Consider the following 19,358-nt stretch of genomic DNA (forward strand, 5'->3'; position numbering starts at 1 on the left):
CACGCTTCCGGGAATAGGCCCTGCCTGCCCCAGGTTGGGCAGACGTACAACCGAATGAACCACGGGCGTACCCTGGTGTTCGCCGAAGAATCCAATGCAGTGAAAGCAAAGGGGAGTGCCGGAGTGTCTGTCGCACCCGACGGGCGCAAGATGCTGCGCCTTGAGGTCCGGAACAGCCAGACCCCCATCGAGCGCAAGCCCGAGTGGATCAAGACCCGGGCGAAGATGGGCCCCGAGTACAACCAGCTGCAGAAACTCGTCAAGAGCGAGGGGCTGCACACGGTGTGCCAGGAGGCCGGCTGCCCCAACATCTTCGAGTGCTGGGAGGACCGCGAGGCCACGTTCCTCATCGGCGGTGACCAGTGCACCCGGCGCTGTGACTTCTGCCAGATCGACACGGGCAAGCCGCAGGCCCTGGACCGGGACGAACCCCGCCGCGTCGGCGAGTCCGTCGTCACGATGGACCTCAACTACGCCACCATCACCGGCGTCGCCCGCGACGACCTGGAGGACGGCGGCGCCTGGCTGTACGCGGAGACCGTGCGCCAGATCCACGCGCAGACGGCGGACCGGGCAGCCGGCCGCACCAAGGTCGAGCTGCTGATCCCCGACTTCAACGCCGAGCCCGCCCAGCTCGCGGAGGTCTTCTCCGCGCGCCCCGAGGTACTCGCGCACAACGTCGAGACGGTGCCGCGCATCTTCAAGCGCATCCGCCCCGGCTTCCGCTACGAGCGGTCCCTGGAGGTCATCACCCGCGCCCGCGAGGCCGGCCTGGTGACCAAGTCGAACCTGATCCTCGGCATGGGCGAGACCCGCGAAGAGGTCAGCGAGGCGCTCCAGGACCTGTACGACGCGGGCTGCGAGCTCATCACGATCACGCAGTACCTGCGGCCCTCGGTGCGCCACCACCCGGTCGAGCGCTGGGTGAAGCCCCACGAGTTCGTGGAGCTCAAGGACGAGGCCGACGCGATCGGGTACTCCGGCGTCATGTCCGGACCGCTCGTCCGCTCCTCGTACCGCGCGGGCCGCCTCTTCCAGCAGGCGATGGACCGGCGCGAGGCCCAGGCCCCGGTGCCGTCCGCGTAACCCGCACCCGCCCGACGCGGTCCGTCCCGTCCCGCAGGCCCGAGAGGCCCGGGGGCGCGGACGGACCGCGTCGGCGTGCGCCGGGCCGGTATCGAGGTTTCATTGGTGTTTGACCGACCGGTCACGCGCTGGTAACACCGAACGGTGACGCTGGATGCACGCGCGGCGCGGTGGCGCACACCGCCACCGCCGTTCCCGCGCCCCGTCTCCAGTCCGCGCAGCACACGTACATCGTTTCCGAGGGGACTTGCCACGATGCAGGCCGCGCCGGTACGCGCCACCGTCATCCCGACCGTCACCAACACCCTCCGCGCCGTGGAGTCGCTGCTGCTGGGCAGCGGCCAGCGCACCGCCCGCCGCAACGCCTGGACGGCCGTCCTGGAGGACCGCCGCCGGGCCAAGGACCGGGCCGCGTCCGGCTACGTGCCGGAACGGGAGGCCGTGGCCGCCCGCCGTTCGAAGGCCACGTAAACTTCATTGCATGGCGAGGAAGGCAAACACCACTGAAGGCGCGGACAGCGCCGAGAACGCGGGGCGGCTCAAGCAGATCGCTCTGACCTACAAGATGACCAAGCGGACCGACTCCAAGATCGGTCTTGTGGTCGCGGGTGTGGGAATCGTCACCTTCGGTGTCATCCTCGCGATCGGTTTTCTGATCGATCACCCGATCTATCTGGGCATCCTGGGCTTCGTGCTCGCGCTCCTCGCGATGGCGATCGTCTTCGGACGCCGCGCCGAGCGCGCCGCCTTCGGGCAGATGGAGGGCCAGCCGGGCGCGGCGGCGGCGGTGCTGGACCGGGTGGGCCGCGGCTGGACGACGACCCCGGCGGTCGCGATGAACCGCAACCAGGACGTCGTGCACCGCGCCGTCGGCAAGGCGGGCATCGTGCTGGTCGCCGAGGGCAACCCGAACCGGGTGAAGAGCCTGCTCGCGGCCGAGAAGAAGAAGATGGCCCGCATCGTGGTGGACGTCCCCGTCCACGACATCATCGTCGGCAACGGCGAGGGCCAGGTGCCCCTGAAGAAGGTCCGCACCAAGATGCTGAAGATGCCCCGCGTCCTGACCGGCCCCCAGGTGACGGCCGCCAACGACCGGCTCCGCGCGATGGGGGACCTGATGAGCAACATGCCACTCCCGAAGGGGCCTATGCCGAAAGGCACGCGGATGCCTCGCGGCGGCAAGATGCGCTGACCGGACCTCGTCCGGAGAACGCGGAGGGCGGGCGGTGAACCCTGGGGTTCACCGCCCGCCCTCTTTGCGTTTCCTACGCCTCAGACGCGGATCTGGACCGCGCGGGCCAGGCGGTCGTGGAGGCCGCGGCCGTCGCGGTCCCAGACGAGGGCCGGGATCGCCAGGCAGAGCAGGACGCTGCGGATCAGGACCCGGAGGAGGCCGAGGCGGCCGCCGTCCTCGGCGACGACCCGGGTGCCCACGAGGCGCTTGCCGGGGGTGCAGCCGATCGTGCCGACGGTGAGCACGCTCATCACGAGGAAGATGCCGAGCGCCCAGTTCCCGGACGCCTGCTGGTCACCGCGAGCGAACAGTCCGTATGCGATCAGCATGCACAGGGCCCAGTCGATGAAGAGGGCCCCGAAGCGCCGGCCGAGCGGGGCGATCGCCCCGGGGCCCTGCTCGGGGAGGCCGAGCCGCTTGCCCCGGTAGCCGAAGTCGGCGCCCATGTCCTCGGCGGCCGCACGCGGCCCGGAGAGCCACGATCCGATTGCTTGCCTATTGTCCACCCGACCACGGTACTGCGCCGGGCCGCAGGCCTTCCCCGGCGGGTGCCGTCCCACACGTCGTCCCACTCCTCGGACGGTACTTTGATACGGCCGGGAGCCCCGTAGGACCACGCCAAAGGGGCGGTCCGGGACCCGTGCGACCGCTCCCCGCGCTCGCGCCGGTTAACTTCGGCGAAACAAATGGGTCATGCTTGAGAAATCCGGTCTGCCTATGGTCGGGTCCAGCGTGTGCCACCGCACTGGTCACACAACGAGCTGCAACCCCGTCCCTCCCGGGCCGGGAGTAGGAGGAGTTGGATGTTCCAGAACGCCGACGACGCGAAGAAGTTCATCGCCGACAACGACGTCAAGTTCATCGATGTCCGGTTCTGTGACCTGCCCGGTGTGATGCAGCACGTCACCGTGCCGGCGGCGACCTTCAACCCGGCCGACGAGCTTGCCTTCGACGGCTCGTCGATCCGCGGCTTCCAGGCCATCCACGAGTCCGACATGGCGCTCCGCGCGGACCTGTCGACCGCCCGGGTCGACCCCTTCCGCCGTGACAAGACCGTCAACATCAACTTCTTCATCCACGACCCGATCACCGGCGAGCAGTACAGCCGTGACCCGCGCAACGTGGCCAAGAAGGCGGAGGCGTACCTCGCCTCGACCGGCTTCGCCGACACCGCGTACTTCGGTCCCGAGGCCGAGTTCTACGTCTTCGACAACGTGCGCTTCCAGACGTCGGCGAACGAGAGCTTCTACCACATCGACTCCGAGGCCGGCGCCTGGAACACCGGTGCGGTCGAGAACAACCGCGGTTACAAGGTCCGCTACAAGGGCGGCTACTTCCCGGTCTCCCCGGTCGACCACTTCGCGGACCTGCGCGCCGAGATGTCCCTGGAGCTCCAGAACAGCGGCCTGCAGATCGAGCGCCAGCACCACGAGGTCGGCACCGGCGGCCAGGCGGAGATCAACTACAAGTTCAACACGCTGCTCGCCGCGGCCGACGACCTGATGCTCTTCAAGTACATCGTGAAGAACGTCGCCTGGCGCAACGGCAAGACCGCGACCTTCATGCCGAAGCCGATCTTCGGCGACAACGGCTCGGGCATGCACGTCCACCAGTCCCTGTGGGCAGGCGGCGACCCGCTGTTCTACGACGAGCAGGGCTACGCGGGCCTGTCGGACATGGCGCGCTACTACATCGGCGGCATCCTCAAGCACGCCCCGTCGCTGCTGGCCTTCACCAACCCGACGGTGAACTCCTACCACCGCCTGGTCCCGGGCTTCGAGGCCCCGGTCAACATGGTGTACTCGCAGCGCAACCGCTCCGCCGCGATGCGCATCCCGATCACAGGCTCCAACCCGAAGGCCAAGCGCGTCGAGTTCCGCGCCCCGGACCCGTCGTCCAACCCGTACCTGGCCTTCTCGGCGCTCCTGATGGCCGGCCTGGACGGCATCAAGAACAAGATCGAGCCGGCCGAGCCGATCGACAAGGACCTGTACGAGCTGGCTCCCGAGGAGCACGCCAACGTCCAGCAGGTCCCGACGTCCCTCCCGGCCGTCCTGGACGCCCTCGAGGCCGACAACGAGTACCTCCAGGCCGGCGGCGTCTTCACGTCCGACCTGATCGAGACGTGGATCGACTACAAGCGCACGCACGAGATCGCCCCGATCCAGCTGCGCCCGCACCCGCACGAGTTCGAGCTGTACTTCGACCTGTAGATCGCGGGTCGCGCACACGCCGGGCCGGGCCCGCTCCTCCTTGACGGAGGGGTGGGCCCGGCCCGTTTCCGTGCGGGCCCAGGGGCTCAGGGTCGGTGCCGGTGGATGCTCAGGTACGCGTAGCTCTCCCCCGGGCGCGGTGCGCGGGTCCAGGAGCGGGTGGGGAAGCTGTGGAGGGCGCCGCGGGAGAGGGCGAAGCGGGGCAGGGAGAGGTTCAGTTCGGTGTGGAGGGCGGTCAGGAAGCGGCGTTCGTTGGCGAGGGGGGTGTCCTCGGGGCGGATGAGCCGGTCGGGGTCCAGGGCCTCGGGTATCGATCCGAAGCGCTGGATCCCGGCGCCCCGGACGGTGAACGCGTAGAGCTCGCGCCCCTGTTCGGCGACGGAGAGGTGGAAGGCGGAGCGGGCGGGATCGGGGTCCTCGCGTCGCGGGTCGTTCCAGACCACGACCGCCCTGCCGGTGGCTGAGGCGGCCGCGGAGGGCGGAGCAAGGCGGTCGCCCGGCAGGTGGGACTCACCGTCGAAGGCGAAGGCCCAGCCCTCGGCGGTGCGGCCGACGCTCACCGTGGCCCGGCTTTCCCACGGCTCGGCGTCGTCGAGCCCCTGTCGGTCGCGTCGGTGGTACGCGGTCATGCGGACGTTCATGGGGGCGCCGAGAGTGGCGCCCTCCGCGCCGAGGAGTGCGGGCAGGCGGTCCGGGGACACGTCCTCCACCCAGATGCAGCGGTAGCCGGAGAAGGACGGCCGGTAGGTGTCGGGCTCGGTGAGCCAGAGGAGGCCGGGCGGGTCGAGGTCCGGCACGGGGGCGGGGGCGGGGCCGCGCTCGCCGGAGCGGGGGGTGGCGAGGAGTTCGGCGCCGCGCTCCGGGGTGAGCAGCGGGCCGAGGTACGGGTCGGCGACCAGGCCGACCGGGGCGATCAGCGAGGGACCGGTGGTCTCCCACTCCGGGAGGCCGGCGCGCAGCGTGCGCCAGGCGGAGTCCGTCGCACCCCAGCGGGCCTCGTCCCGGGCCCGGGCGACGGCCCGGCCCCAGGCGCCGTCGGGTGCGTAACGGTGGCTGCCGTCCCGGACGGCGCCGAGGAGGGCCTCGGCCGTCTCGCGGGGGACGCCCCGTGCGGTGATCATCCCGAGCCAGCGGTTGTCCCCGCCCAGCCGCCAGGTGTCGCGGCCGGGCTCCAGGGCCTGCACGGGCAGGAACTCGGACAGGTAGCGGGGGTCGCCGACCAGCATGCCGTAGTCCTGGTGGCCGCTCGGGGCGAGGAACTGCCGGATCTGCTGGAGCAGCACACGGCTGTGCGGCCGGCCGAAGGACTGCGCGTCCTCCAGCAGCGGCACGGCCTCCTCGTACCGTCCGCGCAGGGCCAGCCGCCTGGCCTCCTCGACACCGGCGTCCTGGGCGCGCGTGGTCGCGTTCACGAAGCCGGGCTGTGCGGCGCGGTCGCTGTGGAAGTGCCGGTACATGTCCTCCATGAACGCGCGGAACGAGGCGTAGCGCTCCGGGTACTCACCGCCCCAGCCCTTGTAGACGTACAGGGCCCATTCGCCGTCCTCGTCAGTGTCGCCCGGGTCGAGGAGGGCGTACGACATGTCGGAGTCGGTCTCCAGGCGCAGGGCGCGGGTCCACATTCCGGCCATCAGGACGTCCTCGGGGCGTGGGTTCTCGCCGAGGTTCTCCTCGTACACCGGGGTCATACCGAAGGGGTCCCCGAACCACTCGATGTCTTCGGCGCCGCCGAGCCGGTAGATCCCGGCGGTCTGGTCCACCTGCCATCCGTTGCTCACGGCCAGGAACGCCCGGTACGAGGACGGAAGCCGCTGTCCGAGGCGGGCCTCGGCGGCGGCGATCACAACCTCGGTCGCCCCCTGTACGCCTAGCGGGCGCGGCGCCTGCCCGCCCGCCTCCTCGTCGTCCTCGTCTTCGGCCGGGGTCCACTCGTCCTGCCAACGCCCCAGGAATTCGTGCCAGTCAAGAGATCCTCTGCTCATGACCGGATGGTTTCATCCGGCACCGACAACGACGCCGCCACGCCAGTTCGGGCGGCGGTTCCGCTGGACGAGCGGGGGGCGCGGGAAGGGCCCGGAGCGCCCGCGGACCTGGGTGGACGAGCAGAATCGCGTCGGCCCTCGCAACCTTGGCCCGCCGGCCCTTCAGCGGCATCACCGCCGAACGCGCGGGAGCGATGCTGCCGGGGGTCTTGAGCGCCACCCGCCAAGCGTGGCAGCGCTCGTGCTAGCTCTCTCGCAGCGTCCTGACCATGACCGCGTACAGCGGGGAGTCGTCCGAAGGCCTGGCCTCGTCCCGCTTTTCGTAGCCCCACTTCTCGTACAGGGCTTGCACCCTCGGGTGGGTGGAATCGACCAGGAGTGTCACGAAGTCGACCTCGACCGAACGGATCAGCGCGTCGTGGATCTGCCGCGCCCGGCCGGTCCCCTGCCACCGGGGCACCACCATCAGCTCGGACAGAGCGAAGATGCGGCCACGCACACCCCTGGGCCGGTCCGCTCCCTTCCACCAGCCGCCCGGCTTGAACCTCGAACCGTACGCGTATCCGACCGCTCCGCCGCCCTCCCAGCCCGAGACGCACAGCCAGTCCTCGCGCCCGGACCACAGATCGACGTAGTACGAGAACCGCTCGCGCGAGTGGAACGGGTCGGGCTCGTTCGCGTAGACCTCGTCGTGTATGTCCAGAAGCAGGGAGCGCACGTCCGGGGCGTCGGCGTGCGTGTACGTATTCAGATCCATCGGCGTGACTCCTCGATCCAGCTCACGACCTCGGGCGCCTTCGTGCCTGTGGCCTCGATGACTTGGCGAGTGACGGCGAGCGTCCTCGTCGTGCGCAGCGATCCGGACGCCGGCGGCAGCATCTCGTACGCGCGGCGTCCTGTTCCAGCGGCGAGCTCCACCTCTCCCTGCCTCGCCCGGGCGAGCGACAGGTGCGCCGTGTAGAGGGCTCTGTTGCGGACCATGTCGTCGGGGATCGCCGCAAGAGTGCGGTGGAGGCAGGACTCGGCCCGCTCGTGTTCTCCCAGTGCGGTCCAGACGTACGACGACAGGGCGTCGAATTCGGCTCGGTTGTAGAACGAGATCCATGCGGAGGGCTCTACGCCGTCGGCGCGTCCGAACGTCCTCTCCGCGAAGCTCATGGCACGCAGGGATTCGGTGGGCCGATGCAACCTGGCCAGGGCATTGGCGTGCCGCATGTGTCCCAGCGACGCGTACAACGGGTCGCGCCGAGCGGTCGACGACCTCTTCATGACCTCGGCACCGGCCGCCGCCTCGGCGTGGTTCTCGCGTTGGCTGGAGGTGAGCATCAGGTGGTCCCACACGCGGTACATGGCCTCCCCCTCGCGCGCCAGGCCCGCAAGCGGGAGGGCCTGGTCGAGGTGGGAGCGGGCACGCCGCGGAGCACGGGCGTCGATGGCGGCGAAGGCCGCCAGACACGTGGCATCGGAGGCGAGCCGGTACAGCTGGCGCCTCACGCGGTCCGAGGCGCCACCGCCGGCGAGCGACGACCGGATGCGCGACGCGAGCTCGATGGCCTTGTTCTCGATCTTCCTGCCCCGCCGAGCCGCGCGTCACCGCGCAGCAGCTCGGTGTACTCCAGACGAAACCGGTCGGCGTCGGCCTGCCCCAGCCGCGTGAGGCGTGGCGGGGCAGCGGCGGCGACGGCGGTTCCGGTCGCCGCGACAAGGAAGTTACGGCGGTGCACTGGGTCCTCCGCTCGTACGGCGGTGCGTGGTGGGACGAACCCTAAATCCGCTGCGGGGCACCCGAATACCGCTTCGAGCGCGGCGCATGTGCGGCCGATCGGCCTGCGGGTGCTGCCGTTGAGAAGATTGCGCACCGTCCGCGCCGACACATCCCCCGGCTTCCCCCCGATCTTCCGGGTCTTCGCCGACAAGGACGAACTGATGCAGGCGTGTGTGGCCGAGGCGCTGTCCCCCGAGCACGCGATCCGCGAGCTCGACGCGATCGACCTGACCCAGCCTCTGCCCGACCGGCTCGTGGAGGCGGCCGAGGCCCTTCAGGCGCACCTGTCCAGGATGGGCGCGATCCTCGGGTCGCTGGGGCATGGGGGCGGCAAGCACCCCGGGCCGGTGCGCGGGGCGGGGCGTAACGAGTCGTCGGCCCTTGTCCGGGCGGCCGTGGCGGAGTTGCTGGAGCCCGACCGGGCCACCCTGCGCCGGACCCCGGAGCAGACCGCGGCGCTCTTCTTCGGGCTGCTGTTCACGCAGCCGCGTACGGACGACGAGCCGGACCTGACCCCGCGGGAGCTGGTGGACGTCTTCCTGCACGGGGCCGTCGCGGGGTAGGCGCGACGAGGGGCCCGGCGGCCCGGGGCCGGGGGCCGGGGGCCGCTCCCCCCGGCCGCCCACCCCAGGCACCGCGTCGCGCTCAGTGCCCGCCCGTCAGCTCGCCGCTCAGCGTGCGGTGCAGGGCCGCGCTCGGCTGGTTCAGGCCCACGATCTCCACCGTCTTGCCGCGCGCGGCGTACTTCGTCTCGATCGCGTCCAGGGCCGCGACCGACGAGGCGTCCCAGATGTGGGTGGCGGTGAGGTCGATGACGACCTTGTCGGGGTCGGTGGCGTACGCGAAGCGGGTGACCAGGTCGTTGGAGGAGGCGAAGAAGAGTTCGCCGGTGACGGAGTAGACGACCTGGCCGCCGTCCGGGTCCACGACCGCGGTGACGTCGGCCAGGTGCGCGACGCGGCGGGCGAAGATCACCATCGCGGTGACCGAGCCGACGACGACGCCGATCGCCAGGTTGGACGTGGCGACGACGATGGCGACGGTGATGACCATGACCGCTGTCTCGCCCACCGGCATGCGGCGCAGGGTCTTCGGGGCGATGGAGTGCCAGTCGAACGTGGCGAAGGAGACCATCACCATCACCGCGACCAGCGCCGCCATCGGGATGTCGGAGACGATCGGGCCGAAGACGATGCAGAGCACCATCAGGAACGAGCCCGCGAGGAACGTGGAGAGGCGGGTGCGGGCTCCGGAGACGCGGACGTTGATCATCGTCTGGCCGATCATGGCGCAGCCGCCCATGCCGCCGAAGAAGCCGGTGACGATGTTGGCGATGCCCTGGCCGACCGACTCGCGGGTCTTGTTGGAGCGGGTGTCCGTGATGTCGTCGACCAGCTGGGCGGTCATGAGGGATTCCATGAGGCCGACCAGCGCCATCGCCAGGGCGTACGGGGCGACGGTCGTCAGGGTGTCCAGGGTGAACGGCACGTCGGGCAGGCCGGGCACGGGAAGCGAGGAGGGCAGGTCGCCCTTGTCGCCCACGGTCGGGACCGCGATGCCGGCCGCCACGGTGATGACGGTCAGGATCACGATGGAGACCAGGGGGGCCGGGACCACCCGGGTGATCTTCGGGAAGAAGACCATCAGGAGCAGTCCGCCGGCGATCAGCGGGTAGACCGCCCAGGGCACGTCGTGCATCTCGGGCACCTGGGCGATGAAGATCAGGATCGCCAGGGCGTTGACGAAGCCGGTCATCACGGAGCGCGGCACGAACCGCATCAGCTTGGCGACGCCCAGGGCGCCCAGCGCGATCTGGAAGACGCCCGCCAGGATCACGGTGGCAACCAGGTAGCCGAAGCCGTGTTCGCGGTTGACCGGGGCGATCACCAGGGCGACCGCGCCGGTCGCGGCGGAGATCATCGCGCGGCGCCCGCCGACGATCGAGATGGTGACCGCCATCGTGAAGGCGGCGAAGAGGCCGATCGCGGGGTCCACCCCGGCGATGATCGAGAAGGAGATCGCCTCCGGGATCAGAGCAAGGGCGACGACCAGTCCGGCCAGGACCTCGGTGCGCCACACCTTGGGGTCGGAGATCCAGTCGGGTTTGAGGGCGCGCAGCCGGAACGCAGGGGCGGACGCGGGCGAGGGCGGTGCAGAGGACAAGAGGGCGTACCTGTCGGTCGGGCGCGCCCGTGGGAGAGGGCGTGCGGGGTAGACAGCGGGGAAGGCGGGGTCCGGCGGGCGCGTGGGTACGCGCGGTGTCCCGGGGGGGGTGGCCGGGGGCGGGCCCGGCGGGTCGGCGCGCGGACGGGCCCGGAGGCTCAGGGCTGAGGGGTCACGGCGGGCAGGCAGCGGTGCGGGGCGTCGTCATGCGCATCCGCTCGCTCGCTCTCTGTCCACCGGAGTCCGGGGTGCTCCCCGATGCGCACACCGTGTGCGCGGGACCCGTGCAGGCGTGCGCACGCTGCCGGGTGCCCGAACCACTGTACCTTCCCGCCCGGCCCCCGTAGGGTCGTGCCCGTGAACACCGGACCGGCGATACGCCACGCACGGAACGGCTGCCCGGTGGTGGGCTGAGCCCCCGCCGGACGTGCCCCGCCGGGTGTCCCGTATGCCTGGCGCGGGGGCCTCCCCCGGCTCGTACACCGTACGAAATCACTGTGTCGAGCCGAAGAGATCACGAGGTCGTCAGCCATGTCCGTTTCGTTCAACCACACCATCATCGCCGCCGTGGACCGCCATGCGTCCGCGCGGTTCTTCCGGGAGCTGCTGGAGCTGGACGAGGCCCCGTCCTGGGGGCCGTTCGTCAATGTCCGGCTGGAGGACGGCGTGCTGCTCCAGTTCGCGGAGCCGCCGGTGGAGATCCAGATGCAGCATGACGCGTTCCTCGTGGACGACGCGATGTTCGACCGGGCCTACGGGCGGCTGGTCGAGGGAGGGATCGAGCACTGGGCCGATCCCCGGATGAAGCGGCCCGGGGAGACCAACACCGAGCACGGTGGGCGGGGGGTCTACTTCAAGGACCCGGCCGGGCACGCGATCGAGCTGATCACCCGGCCGTATCTGTAGGCGGAGCAGCCTGACGGACGCCCAGGGGTCGCGGTGCGGGGCCGGAGCGCGGAGGCTGGGGGGATGAGTGAGCAGACTCCGCCCGGCGGTCCGGTCCCGCCGCCTCCCCGGCGGCGGATGTGGCCGTGGGTGCTGCTGCTCGTCGCCGTGCTGCTGGCACTCGCCGCGGGCGCGGTCATGGCGGTGCTGTCGGACGTGCTCCGCTCGGAGGGCTCGCGGAAGGTGCACATCCGGTACGAGGTGACGGGGACCGCCCGCGATGCGGTGCTGACGTACAGCACCTGGCGGGGCGAGGAGCTGTCGACCGGGCGGCTGGCGCTGCGGTCGCTGCCGTGGGCCGGGGAACTGGACACGAAGGGCTTCATGAGCGGCGGCTCGTTCGTGGTGAGCGTGGGCCGGGGCGGCGGCGACGTGTCGTGCTCGGTGATCGTGGACGACGGCACGCGGCGTACGGACTCGGCCTCGGGGGCGTACGCGACGGCGACCTGCGACGGGTACTGAAGGGCGGGCCCCGGAAGGTTTCCGGGGGCCCGCCCTGTGCCGGTCAGCGGCCGTAGCGGATGAGGGCGCGGACCATGCGGCAGGTGATGTCGGACGGCGGGTGTATGCCGAGGCGCGCGGCGGTCGTGCGTATGCGGGCGTTGTTGGCGCTGGACGGGAGGTAGACGCCGGTGTCGAGCAGGGCGATGGCGAGGCGCATCGCCTTCAGCCGGCGGTTGTGCGAGACGTACCACTCGCGGGGGCGGCCGGCGGGGAGCGGCTTCTTGGTCAGGGGCTGGTGCGGGGGCTTGTCGAGCGGCTTGGTCGTGACTGCGGCGACGGCCATGGGGCGACCTCCTGGCACGGTGGCGGAACTCTTCGGAAACCCTCACGAACTGACTCCCATTCTACCGGTCCGCACTGACAATCGGCCCTGGCCAGAGGGGCTTTCGGCCCTTCCGGCGAGGTCCGTCCCGTACCTTTGGCCCCATGGAGATCTGGATCAATCCCGCGTGTTCCAAGTGCCGCAGCGCGGTGCAACTGCTCGACGCGGAGGGGGCCGATTACACGGTCCGCCGTTACCTGGAGGACGTGCCGTCGCCGGACGAGATCCGGGCGGTGCTCGACCGGCTCGGCCTCGAACCGTGGGACATCACGCGGACCCAGGAGGCGGACGCGAGGGAGCTGGGCCTGAAGGACTGGCCGCGTGAGGCGGGTGCCCGGGAGCGGTGGATCGCCGCGCTCGCCGAGCACCCGAAGCTGATCCAGCGGCCGATCATCACGGCGGAGGACGGCACGGCGGTCGTAGGCCGCACGGACGAGGCGGTCCGGGACGCGCTGGGACGTAATGCCTAAGGGCTGTCCCGTCATCCCTGGTGGATCAGCGCGCGGCGTCGGATGCGGTGCATCGCAAGGCGGAAGGGCGCCCGCGTACTGGATGTATTCGGGCGTTCCGACAACGCGGCGAGGCGCCGTAGCCGTCGTCGTGCGCCCGCCGGGGATGACGGGACAGCCCTTAGGGCTTTTCGTTTGGATCAGGCCGGAGGAACTCGCCCATCCTGCGGTTGAGTTCCGGGGCCGTCGGGGCGTGCAGGGGCAGCGCGTGGTGGGAGACGTCCGGGAGGACGGCCGTCTCCGCCCTCGGCAGCAGCCGGTGCGCGGTGGCGGCCGTCTTCGCCGCGTCGTGGGCGCGGCTGTCACCGGCGAGCAGGATCAGCGTCGGTACGTCGAGGGCGCGCAGGGCGTCCGGCTGGGGGCGGGGTCCGGTGACCGGGCGGGCCGAGGGGAAGCCGGCCGCCGCCTCCCGCAGCCGCAGCCAGTGGGGTTCGAGCTCGGCGCCGCCGGTCTCCCAGGCCAGGAAGGCGCGGGTGCGGGCGGCGTTCGGGCGGAGCAGCATCGGCAGGGCGTGCAGCAGGTAGCCGGGGCGGAATCCGCTGAAGCAGCCGGTGGGGTCGAGGAGGACGAGCTTCCGCAGCCGGTCGGGCGCGTGCAGGGCGTAGTGCAGGGCGATCCAGCCGCCGTACGAGTGGCCTGCGAGGGCGACCGGGCCGGTGGCGCCGAGGCCGTCGAGCAGGGCGTCGAGCCAGCCGCGGAGGTCGGCGACGCTGCGGACGGGGCGCTCCCCCGCCGTGCTGCGACCCGGTTCGCCGATGAGGTCGGCGGCGTGGACGCGGTGGGTGCGGCCCAGGGCGGCGGCCTGGGCGTACCAGGCGGTGGAGGTCGCGCCGCCGCCGGGCAGCAGGACCAGGGGCGGGGCGTCTTCGGGGCCGTAGCTGTTGAGGTGGGTGATGCCGTAGGGGGTGGGGACCGTGGTCGGCGTGGTGCCGGGCGGCCAGGTGGCCGCGATGGTCGCGTCGTAGGCGGCGAGGAAGGCCGCGTCGGCGGTCGTCGCGGGCGGGGTGGGTGTCATGGGCGCTCCCTGGACTCCGTACACCTGGATATTATCTCGCTGAGCGAGACAATAGCGGGAGGTGTCGGAGATGAGTGAGCAGGGGCCGGAGTTGGAGATCGTGCATCTGCTGCGGAAGGTGACGTCCGCATTCGGGCTGCGCCAGGCGGAGTTCGCGGCCCGGCACGGGATGCATCCGACGGATGTGCGCGCCCTGGTGTGCCTGCTCGACGCGGAGCGCGAGGGGTCCGGGGTCACCGCCGGGCGGCTGGGGGCGGAGCTGGGGCTGAACTCGGCGGGCACCACGTCGCTCATCGACCGGCTGGAACGGCTGGGGCATCTGACCCGGACGCGCGACGAGCGGGACCGGCGGCGGGTGCTGCTGCGGGTGACGCCGCAGGCGGTGGAGCTGGGCTGGGTGGCGTTCGGCCCGGCGATCGGGAGCGCGGTGGCGCTGCTGCGGGAGTTCGACGCGGGGGAGGTCGCCGCGGTGCGGCGGTTCCTGGACGGGTTCCTGGCGGCGGTGTCGGAGGGCGGCGGGGCGGGGTCCGCCGGCTGACCCCGCCCCACCCGGCGCCTAGGGCCTGTCCGGCCCTGATCCGCCGGACAGGCGGGACTTTCGAAACACGTCCTAAGCGCCGCGGACCTGGGCCTCCGCCTCCGCCAGGAGCTCCGTCAGCCGGAGGCCGAACCGTACGTCGCAGGGGTGGGCCTCGCCCGTACGCACCGAGGCGATCAGCGCGTCCACGGCCGCCGCGAAGGCGTCCACCGCCCCGTCCCACCTCGGCAGCGCGGCGACACCGTGCTCGCCCCGGAGGACGACCTCCACCCCGGCGGCGGCCACGGGTGCGCCGAGGGCCAGGGTGACCGTGCTGGAGGCTCCCGAGGCGTGGCGCAGGACGAGGTGGTGGACGTCGGAGGGACCCCGGGCGGCGGTCAGCTCGGTGACGTCGCCCAGGACCGGGAGCAGGATCGAGAGGGCGTGCGGGCCGACGTCCCAGAGGCCGCCCCGCTCGCGGCGCCAGGGGGACGCGGCGTACGCGCTGTCGGTTCCGGGGGCCCAGAGCGCGCCGATCCACTCGGCCCGGGCGGTGAACCAGTCGCCCGCCGCGGCCTGTTCGGCGATCCAGGCGGCGGGCTGCGGGGCGAACCTGAGCGTGCAGAACACGACGGAGGCGACCCGCGCCTGCTCGGCGGCCTCGGCGACCTCCCGGGCACCGGCGACCGTGGTGGCGACCGGCTTGTCCAGGATCAGGTGGCAGCCGGCCGCGGCGGCGCGGGCGGCCAGCGGGGCCTGCACGTCCGGCGGCAGCGCGAAGGCGACGGCGTCGCTCGTGGCGAACAGCTCGTCGAGCCCCGCGTCACCGGAGAACGCCGGGGCGCCGTGCGCGGCGGCCAGCTCCCCGGCGGCCTCGGCCCTGCGGCCCCACACCCCGCTGAGCACGACGCCGGGGTGTGCGGCGAGGGCGGGGGCCTGGGTGGTGCGGGCCCAGGGTCCGGTGCCGGCGAGGCCGATGCGCAGGGGGTTCTCGGGTGTCGTCATGGGTCCCAGTGTGCCGGGTGGGGGGCGGGGCGTCGGGGCCCGCCCGCACAATGCGGTGGCGTCCTCCCCGCCCGGGCGGTTACGTTGGCCGGGCCGGCCGCGGGACTCCGGTGCGACTTCCGGGACTTGCCTCTGAAGCAATCATTTCGCTGCTCGCCCCTCCTTTCCCCGGCCGGCTTCCGCATGCGCGACCGGCCGTGCGGGACACCACGGGGGACCCCACCATGACGACCGCCGCACCGGGCACCGAGACCTTCGCCGACCTCGTCGCCGCCGAGGACGTGCTCCTCTTCGTGAACGCCGCGATCACCGCGACGGGGCAGCGCGAGTTCCGCACGACGGCGGACCGGCAGCGGCTCTCGCTGGACTTCCTGCACGCGTACGTGCGGATCAACTACCGCCGGGTGTACGCGTCTTCGCTGGCTCTGGACATCAACGACCACAACGCCGTACGGATCGTGCGCGGGCTGCTGGAGTACGCTGCCGACGCCTCGCCGGAGGAGAAGCACACCGAGGGGCGGCTGATCGCGGCCCGGCTGTCGGCGCTGCCGCCGCAGCGGGTCTACCGGCTGTTCCGGGAGCTGCGCACGGCGAAGGTGAACAACCGGCGGACCCGGGCGATCATGCGGGACTGGCTGGCCGCACGGCCGGACGCGGCGCACGACGCGGTGAAGTACCGGGCCGGGCTGAAGGCCGCCGTCCGCCACGCCCATCTGCGGCTCGGCGAACCGTCCGGCGAGCTGGGCGCCTTCCTGTTCCGGCCGGGGACGCTGCCGCGCTACGAGCACCGGCTGCTGGACGCCTGGCGGCGCGCGCACCACGAACAGGGCGCGGTGGGCGAGCTGCCGTTCACCGTCGCGGAGGGCTTCGCGGCCCGGCACGGGATGGCGCGCGAGGCGTTCGTGGAGCGGATGGCGCCCCGGATGACCCGCCTTGAGAGGCTGCGCTCCCAGGGGCGGCGGGCAGCCGCTCCGGACGGACTGCCGGACGTCGATCTGACGGTGATGCCGCTGACCCGGCTCGCTCTGTACGTCCTGTCGCTGGACCGGGACGCGCGGGTGCGGTACCGGGCGGAGCTGACCCGCGCCCTGCGTGCCGCCGCCCGGCGCGCGGCCGGGCCGCATGCCGGGGGCTGGGGGCGGGTGGCCGGCGTGCTGGACGACAGCTACTCGTCGTCCGGTTCGGGCGAGAAGCGGCGGCGTCCGCTCGCCGTGGCGCTGGCCTGCCACTACCTGTTGGAAGCGCTCGCCGGGCCCGGCGCGTACACCCCGCTGTGGACCACCGGGGCCGGCGATCCGCTGCTCGTGCGCCCGTGGGGGCCGACGCCGCTCGGCACCCGGATCATCGACGCCCTGGAGCACGGCCCGGAGCGGCTGGTCATCGTCTCGGACGGCTGGGACAACGCGCCGCCGGGGCTGGCGGGCGAGGTGCTGCGGGTGTGGCGGACCCGGCTCGATCCGGACCGGCGGACGGCGGTGGCGCATGTGAACCCCGTATACGACGCGGACGGTTTTGACGTGCGGCGGCTGTCGGCGAGCGTGCCGACGGCGGGCATCCGGGACGCGGAGGACCTGCCGGCGCTGGTGGAGATCGCGCGGTTCTCCGAGGGGCGCACGGGGGCCGCCGAGCTGCACGCGTATCTGGACCGGCGGGTCGCCCGGTTCACGGCGACGGGTGAGGAGGCGGGGCCGCGATGAACAGGCTGGAGCTGACCGGGCTCGCCATCCGGCCGTCGCAGGTGTGGGGCGGCATCCGGATGGTGCCGCTGGTGCGCGAGAGCCCCGTGGCCGGGCTGCGGCTGCACCGGGAGGTGTACGGCGGGCTCGGCGCGGGGGCGGTGGAGGTGGGTCCGCGGGCCCACTACACCTCGTACATCCCGCACGGTTTCGTCGCCGACTGGTCCGGCGAGGGGGCGCGGAGCGCCGCGTACGGGACGCAGCTCGGCGCGGACGGCGGGGCTCCCGCCCGGACCGTACGGCTGCCGCGCCATCGCCATCACCGGCTCGCCAAGCGGCGGCCCGGGGACCGGCTGCGGTTCCTGCCACTGCACCTGGCGCTGGAGGGCTATCTCGCGCTGCATTTCGGGGGCCCGTCGACGGCCTGGGAGGAGTGGTCGCGGCAGGCGCTGCGGGACGGGCTCTCGCCGCGCGCCGAGGACGCGTACCTCGGCTGGTCGGTGCGCGGACTGGGGGACGCGCTGAGGGCGTTCGAGATCCACCCGGGCCAGTGCGGGGTGCTGGTGTACGCCGCCGATGCCCTGGCCGCCGCGTTCGTCGTCCCGCACCCGGACGACTACCGGATCCTGCACCCGACGCTGGTGGAGGACCTGTACGGGGAACTGGTGCACCAGTACGCCTGGTACGGCGCGCCGGTGCCGGAGTACGGGGCGCGTATCGCGGACGGCCCGCACCTGCGGACGCTCGACGCGCTGCGGGCGGCCGCGCGGGAGGAGGAGCGGGCGTGGGCCGAGGCGCACGGGACGCTGTTCGCGCGCGACCTGCTGGACGGCTCGTACGGCTTCGACCAGGTGTACCGGATGGGGGCGTTCACACTGTGGCGTTTCCTGCCGCCCTTCGTACGCGACGGCAGCGGGCAGCACATCGGCGAGACGGTCACCGACCACAAGGGCCGGGTCGCGTACCTGAAGACGTTCCGCCTGTCCGACGCGCAGATCCGCCGCGGCCACCTGCTGCACCGGCTGGCCGGCGTGGACTGGCGGCTCCCGGACGCGGCGCGGGCTCTGGGGACCAGCGAGGCGGAGCTGCGGCGCAGGATCAGGAGCGCGGGCTTCGATGCGCTGCTGAGGGACCGGACCGCCTGAGCCTCCAGGGATTCGGCGAGCCGGATGATCACCGACCGCCCGGGGGCCGACCGGCTCCAGGCGCCGGGGGAAACCTCGGTAACACGGGGTTCACACGAGGGCAACGGCCGGGAAATCGCGGCTTGCGAGGCTGCGGCGCATAGACCGCAGCACCCGCAAAGGATGGCGTCCGTGACGTTCAAGGCTGAGTACATCTGGATCGACGGCACCGAGCCGACCGCCAAGCTCCGTTCCAAGACGAAGATCATGTCCGGCAGCGCGTCGTCCGACGTGGCCGCGCTGCCGGTCTGGGGCTTCGACGGGTCGAGCACCAACCAGGCCGAGGGCCACGCCTCGGACCGGGTGCTGAAGCCGGTCTTCAGCTGCCCGGACCCGATCCGCGGCGGCGACGACATCCTGGTCCTGTGCGAGGTCTTCGACATCGACATGACCCCGCACGCGTCCAACACGCGGGCGCTGCTGCGTCCGGTCGCCGAGCGGTTCGCCGGGCAGGAGGCGATCTTCGGCATCGAGCAGGAGTACACCTTCTTCGACGGCCACCGGCCGCTCGGCTTCCCCGAGGGCGGCTTCCCGGCCGCGCAGGGCGGCTACTACTGCGGCGTCGGCTCGGACGAGATCTTCGGCCGCGAGATCGTGGAGAAGCACCTCGACAACTGCCTGAAGGCCGGTCTGGGCATCTCCGGCATCAACGCCGAGGTCATGCCGGGCCAGTGGGAGTTCCAGGTGGGCCCGCTGTCCCCGCTGGAGGTCTCCGACCAGCTGTGGATCGCCCGCTGGCTGCTCTACCGCACCGCCGAGGACTTCAACGTGTCCGCGACCCTCGACCCGAAGCCGGTCAAGGGCGACTGGAACGGTGCGGGCGCGCACACCAACTTCTCCACGAAGGCGATGCGCGAGGGCTACGACGCGATCATCACGGCCTGCGAGTCGCTGGGCGAGGGCTCGAAGCCGATGGACCACGTCAAGAACTACGGCGCGGGCATCGACGACCGGCTGACCGGTCTGCACGAGACCGCCCCGTGGAACGAGTACAGCTACGGCGTGTCCGACCGCGGCGCTTCGGTGCGCATCCCGTGGCAGGTCGAGCAGGACGGCAAGGGCTACATCGAGGACCGCCGCCCGAACGCCAACGTCGACCCGTACGTCGTCACGCGGCTGATCGTGGACACCTGCTGCACGGCCCTGGAGAAGGCCGGCCAGGTCTGATCCCCACCGACGACGAAGGGCGCCCACCGCACGAACGGTGGGCGCCCTTCGTTGTCGGTGCCGTATGCCAG

Annotated in this window: 20 protein-coding genes; 12 read left to right on the top strand and 8 right to left on the bottom strand. The window is 72.0% G+C overall.

What is annotated here, in order from left to right:
* Positions 1 to 150: 150 nt before the first annotated feature.
* From lipA to ACLQ2N_RS20185, 3 genes are all read left to right on the top strand, one after another.
* The gene (lipA, locus tag ACLQ2N_RS20175; protein WP_143623035.1) at positions 151 to 1,086 is read left to right on the top strand and encodes a lipoyl synthase; all 936 of its coding nucleotides are present in this window, start codon (positions 151 to 153) and stop codon (positions 1,084 to 1,086) included.
* A 255-nt stretch (positions 1,087 to 1,341) separates the two neighbouring features.
* Positions 1,342 to 1,557: a hypothetical protein gene (locus ACLQ2N_RS20180; RefSeq protein ID WP_425814873.1), complete on the top strand. Its 216-nt coding sequence runs from the start codon at positions 1,342 to 1,344 to the stop codon at positions 1,555 to 1,557.
* 10 nt (positions 1,558 to 1,567) lie between these two features.
* On the top strand, positions 1,568 to 2,278 hold the full coding sequence (locus tag ACLQ2N_RS20185; protein WP_143622983.1) for a DUF4191 domain-containing protein: 711 nt from the start codon (positions 1,568 to 1,570) through the stop codon (positions 2,276 to 2,278).
* Positions 2,279 to 2,358: 80 nt separating this feature from the next.
* On the opposite strand, the gene ACLQ2N_RS20190 is transcribed toward ACLQ2N_RS20185, so the two are convergent.
* Positions 2,359 to 2,826, bottom strand: coding sequence for an RDD family protein (locus ACLQ2N_RS20190; protein WP_425814875.1), 468 nt, complete (start codon positions 2,824 to 2,826; stop codon positions 2,359 to 2,361).
* A 297-nt stretch (positions 2,827 to 3,123) separates the two neighbouring features.
* Between ACLQ2N_RS20190 and glnA the strand changes: the two genes are divergently transcribed.
* Positions 3,124 to 4,533, top strand: coding sequence for a type I glutamate--ammonia ligase (gene glnA / locus ACLQ2N_RS20195; protein WP_402327777.1), 1,410 nt, complete (start codon positions 3,124 to 3,126; stop codon positions 4,531 to 4,533).
* A gap of 86 nt (positions 4,534 to 4,619) precedes the next feature.
* Here glnA and ACLQ2N_RS20200 read toward each other — a convergent pair whose 3' ends face one another.
* From ACLQ2N_RS20200 to ACLQ2N_RS20210, 3 genes are all read right to left on the bottom strand, one after another.
* Positions 4,620 to 6,515 carry an SMI1/KNR4 family protein gene (locus ACLQ2N_RS20200; protein ID WP_425814877.1) on the bottom strand — a complete coding sequence of 632 codons (1,896 nt, stop codon included), beginning with the start codon at positions 6,513 to 6,515 and terminating at the stop codon, positions 4,620 to 4,622.
* 244 nt (positions 6,516 to 6,759) lie between these two features.
* Positions 6,760 to 7,272 (bottom strand): GNAT family N-acetyltransferase, encoded by a 513-nt coding sequence (locus ACLQ2N_RS20205; RefSeq protein WP_425814879.1) that lies wholly within the window; start codon positions 7,270 to 7,272, stop codon positions 6,760 to 6,762.
* Positions 7,263 to 8,009 (bottom strand): XRE family transcriptional regulator, encoded by a 747-nt coding sequence (locus ACLQ2N_RS20210; protein WP_425814881.1) that lies wholly within the window; start codon positions 8,007 to 8,009, stop codon positions 7,263 to 7,265. Before ACLQ2N_RS20210 ends, ACLQ2N_RS20205 begins: the two co-directional genes overlap by 10 nt.
* Before the next feature lie 348 nt (positions 8,010 to 8,357).
* Here ACLQ2N_RS20210 and ACLQ2N_RS20215 point away from each other — a divergent pair, with 348 nt between their 5' ends.
* The gene (locus ACLQ2N_RS20215; RefSeq protein WP_425814883.1) at positions 8,358 to 8,843 is read left to right on the top strand and encodes a TetR family transcriptional regulator; all 486 of its coding nucleotides are present in this window, start codon (positions 8,358 to 8,360) and stop codon (positions 8,841 to 8,843) included.
* Positions 8,844 to 8,925: 82 nt separating this feature from the next.
* Here ACLQ2N_RS20215 and ACLQ2N_RS20220 read toward each other — a convergent pair whose 3' ends face one another.
* Complete coding sequence (locus ACLQ2N_RS20220; RefSeq protein WP_425814885.1) at positions 8,926 to 10,443, bottom strand: SulP family inorganic anion transporter; 1,518 nt, start codon at positions 10,441 to 10,443, stop codon at positions 8,926 to 8,928.
* A gap of 531 nt (positions 10,444 to 10,974) precedes the next feature.
* Between ACLQ2N_RS20220 and ACLQ2N_RS20225 the strand changes: the two genes are divergently transcribed.
* Both ACLQ2N_RS20225 and ACLQ2N_RS20230 read left to right on the top strand, forming a co-directional pair.
* Entirely contained in the window at positions 10,975 to 11,349 is a 375-nt protein-coding gene (locus tag ACLQ2N_RS20225; protein WP_425814887.1) for a VOC family protein, read from the top strand.
* Between the two features lie 63 nt (positions 11,350 to 11,412).
* Entirely contained in the window at positions 11,413 to 11,850 is a 438-nt protein-coding gene (locus ACLQ2N_RS20230) for a hypothetical protein (RefSeq protein WP_425814889.1), read from the top strand.
* A 43-nt stretch (positions 11,851 to 11,893) separates the two neighbouring features.
* Here the strand turns inward: ACLQ2N_RS20230 and ACLQ2N_RS20235 are convergent, their stop codons facing one another.
* Entirely contained in the window at positions 11,894 to 12,175 is a 282-nt protein-coding gene (locus ACLQ2N_RS20235; RefSeq protein ID WP_425814891.1) for a hypothetical protein, read from the bottom strand.
* A 143-nt stretch (positions 12,176 to 12,318) separates the two neighbouring features.
* On the opposite strand from ACLQ2N_RS20235, the gene ACLQ2N_RS20240 reads away from it, so the two are divergent.
* Positions 12,319 to 12,684, top strand: a complete 366-nt coding sequence (locus ACLQ2N_RS20240) for an arsenate reductase family protein (protein ID WP_425814893.1) — start codon at positions 12,319 to 12,321, stop codon at positions 12,682 to 12,684.
* A gap of 160 nt (positions 12,685 to 12,844) precedes the next feature.
* Here the strand turns inward: ACLQ2N_RS20240 and ACLQ2N_RS20245 are convergent, their stop codons facing one another.
* Positions 12,845 to 13,738 (bottom strand): alpha/beta fold hydrolase, encoded by an 894-nt coding sequence (locus ACLQ2N_RS20245; RefSeq protein WP_425814895.1) that lies wholly within the window; start codon positions 13,736 to 13,738, stop codon positions 12,845 to 12,847.
* Positions 13,739 to 13,808: 70 nt separating this feature from the next.
* Here ACLQ2N_RS20245 and ACLQ2N_RS20250 point away from each other — a divergent pair, with 70 nt between their 5' ends.
* Positions 13,809 to 14,276 carry a MarR family transcriptional regulator gene (locus ACLQ2N_RS20250; protein WP_425814897.1) on the top strand — a complete coding sequence of 156 codons (468 nt, stop codon included), beginning with the start codon at positions 13,809 to 13,811 and terminating at the stop codon, positions 14,274 to 14,276.
* Between the two features lie 72 nt (positions 14,277 to 14,348).
* Here ACLQ2N_RS20250 and ACLQ2N_RS20255 read toward each other — a convergent pair whose 3' ends face one another.
* On the bottom strand, positions 14,349 to 15,260 hold the full coding sequence (locus ACLQ2N_RS20255; RefSeq protein ID WP_425814899.1) for a Gfo/Idh/MocA family protein: 912 nt from the start codon (positions 15,258 to 15,260) through the stop codon (positions 14,349 to 14,351).
* 224 nt (positions 15,261 to 15,484) lie between these two features.
* Here ACLQ2N_RS20255 and ACLQ2N_RS20260 point away from each other — a divergent pair, with 224 nt between their 5' ends.
* From ACLQ2N_RS20260 to glnII, 3 genes are all read left to right on the top strand, one after another.
* Positions 15,485 to 16,957, top strand: a complete 1,473-nt coding sequence (locus ACLQ2N_RS20260) for a hypothetical protein (RefSeq protein WP_425814901.1) — start codon at positions 15,485 to 15,487, stop codon at positions 16,955 to 16,957.
* A complete protein-coding gene (locus tag ACLQ2N_RS20265; RefSeq protein WP_425814903.1) occupies positions 16,954 to 18,081 on the top strand; it encodes an ARPP-2 domain-containing protein in 1,128 nt (375 codons plus the stop codon). Before ACLQ2N_RS20260 ends, ACLQ2N_RS20265 begins: the two co-directional genes overlap by 4 nt.
* Positions 18,082 to 18,252: 171 nt before the next feature.
* Positions 18,253 to 19,287, top strand: coding sequence for a glutamine synthetase (glnII, locus tag ACLQ2N_RS20270; RefSeq protein WP_425814905.1), 1,035 nt, complete (start codon positions 18,253 to 18,255; stop codon positions 19,285 to 19,287).
* Positions 19,288 to 19,358 lie beyond the last annotated feature (71 nt).

This window comes from Streptomyces sp. DT224 (assembly GCF_049844595.1).
Lineage (GTDB): Bacteria > Actinomycetota > Actinomycetes > Streptomycetales > Streptomycetaceae > Streptomyces.

Excerpts from the sequence above, each read along its gene's own strand:
- lipA (WP_143623035.1), top strand. The coding sequence starts at position 151 with ATGCTGCGCCTTGAGGTCCGGAACAGCCAGACCCCCATCGAGCGCAAG.
- ACLQ2N_RS20180 (WP_425814873.1), top strand. The coding sequence starts at position 1,342 with ATGCAGGCCGCGCCGGTACGCGCCACCGTCATCCCGACCGTCACCAAC.
- ACLQ2N_RS20185 (WP_143622983.1), top strand. The coding sequence starts at position 1,568 with ATGGCGAGGAAGGCAAACACCACTGAAGGCGCGGACAGCGCCGAGAAC.
- glnA (WP_402327777.1), top strand. The coding sequence starts at position 3,124 with ATGTTCCAGAACGCCGACGACGCGAAGAAGTTCATCGCCGACAACGAC.
- ACLQ2N_RS20200 (WP_425814877.1), bottom strand. The coding sequence starts at position 6,515 with ATGAGCAGAGGATCTCTTGACTGGCACGAATTCCTGGGGCGTTGGCAG.
- ACLQ2N_RS20205 (WP_425814879.1), bottom strand. The coding sequence starts at position 7,272 with ATGGATCTGAATACGTACACGCACGCCGACGCCCCGGACGTGCGCTCC.
- ACLQ2N_RS20225 (WP_425814887.1), top strand. The coding sequence starts at position 10,975 with ATGTCCGTTTCGTTCAACCACACCATCATCGCCGCCGTGGACCGCCAT.
- ACLQ2N_RS20230 (WP_425814889.1), top strand. The coding sequence starts at position 11,413 with ATGAGTGAGCAGACTCCGCCCGGCGGTCCGGTCCCGCCGCCTCCCCGG.
- ACLQ2N_RS20235 (WP_425814891.1), bottom strand. The coding sequence starts at position 12,175 with ATGGCCGTCGCCGCAGTCACGACCAAGCCGCTCGACAAGCCCCCGCAC.
- ACLQ2N_RS20240 (WP_425814893.1), top strand. The coding sequence starts at position 12,319 with ATGGAGATCTGGATCAATCCCGCGTGTTCCAAGTGCCGCAGCGCGGTG.
- ACLQ2N_RS20245 (WP_425814895.1), bottom strand. The coding sequence starts at position 13,738 with ATGACACCCACCCCGCCCGCGACGACCGCCGACGCGGCCTTCCTCGCC.
- ACLQ2N_RS20250 (WP_425814897.1), top strand. The coding sequence starts at position 13,809 with ATGAGTGAGCAGGGGCCGGAGTTGGAGATCGTGCATCTGCTGCGGAAG.
- ACLQ2N_RS20255 (WP_425814899.1), bottom strand. The coding sequence starts at position 15,260 with ATGACGACACCCGAGAACCCCCTGCGCATCGGCCTCGCCGGCACCGGA.
- ACLQ2N_RS20260 (WP_425814901.1), top strand. The coding sequence starts at position 15,485 with ATGACGACCGCCGCACCGGGCACCGAGACCTTCGCCGACCTCGTCGCC.
- ACLQ2N_RS20265 (WP_425814903.1), top strand. The coding sequence starts at position 16,954 with ATGAACAGGCTGGAGCTGACCGGGCTCGCCATCCGGCCGTCGCAGGTG.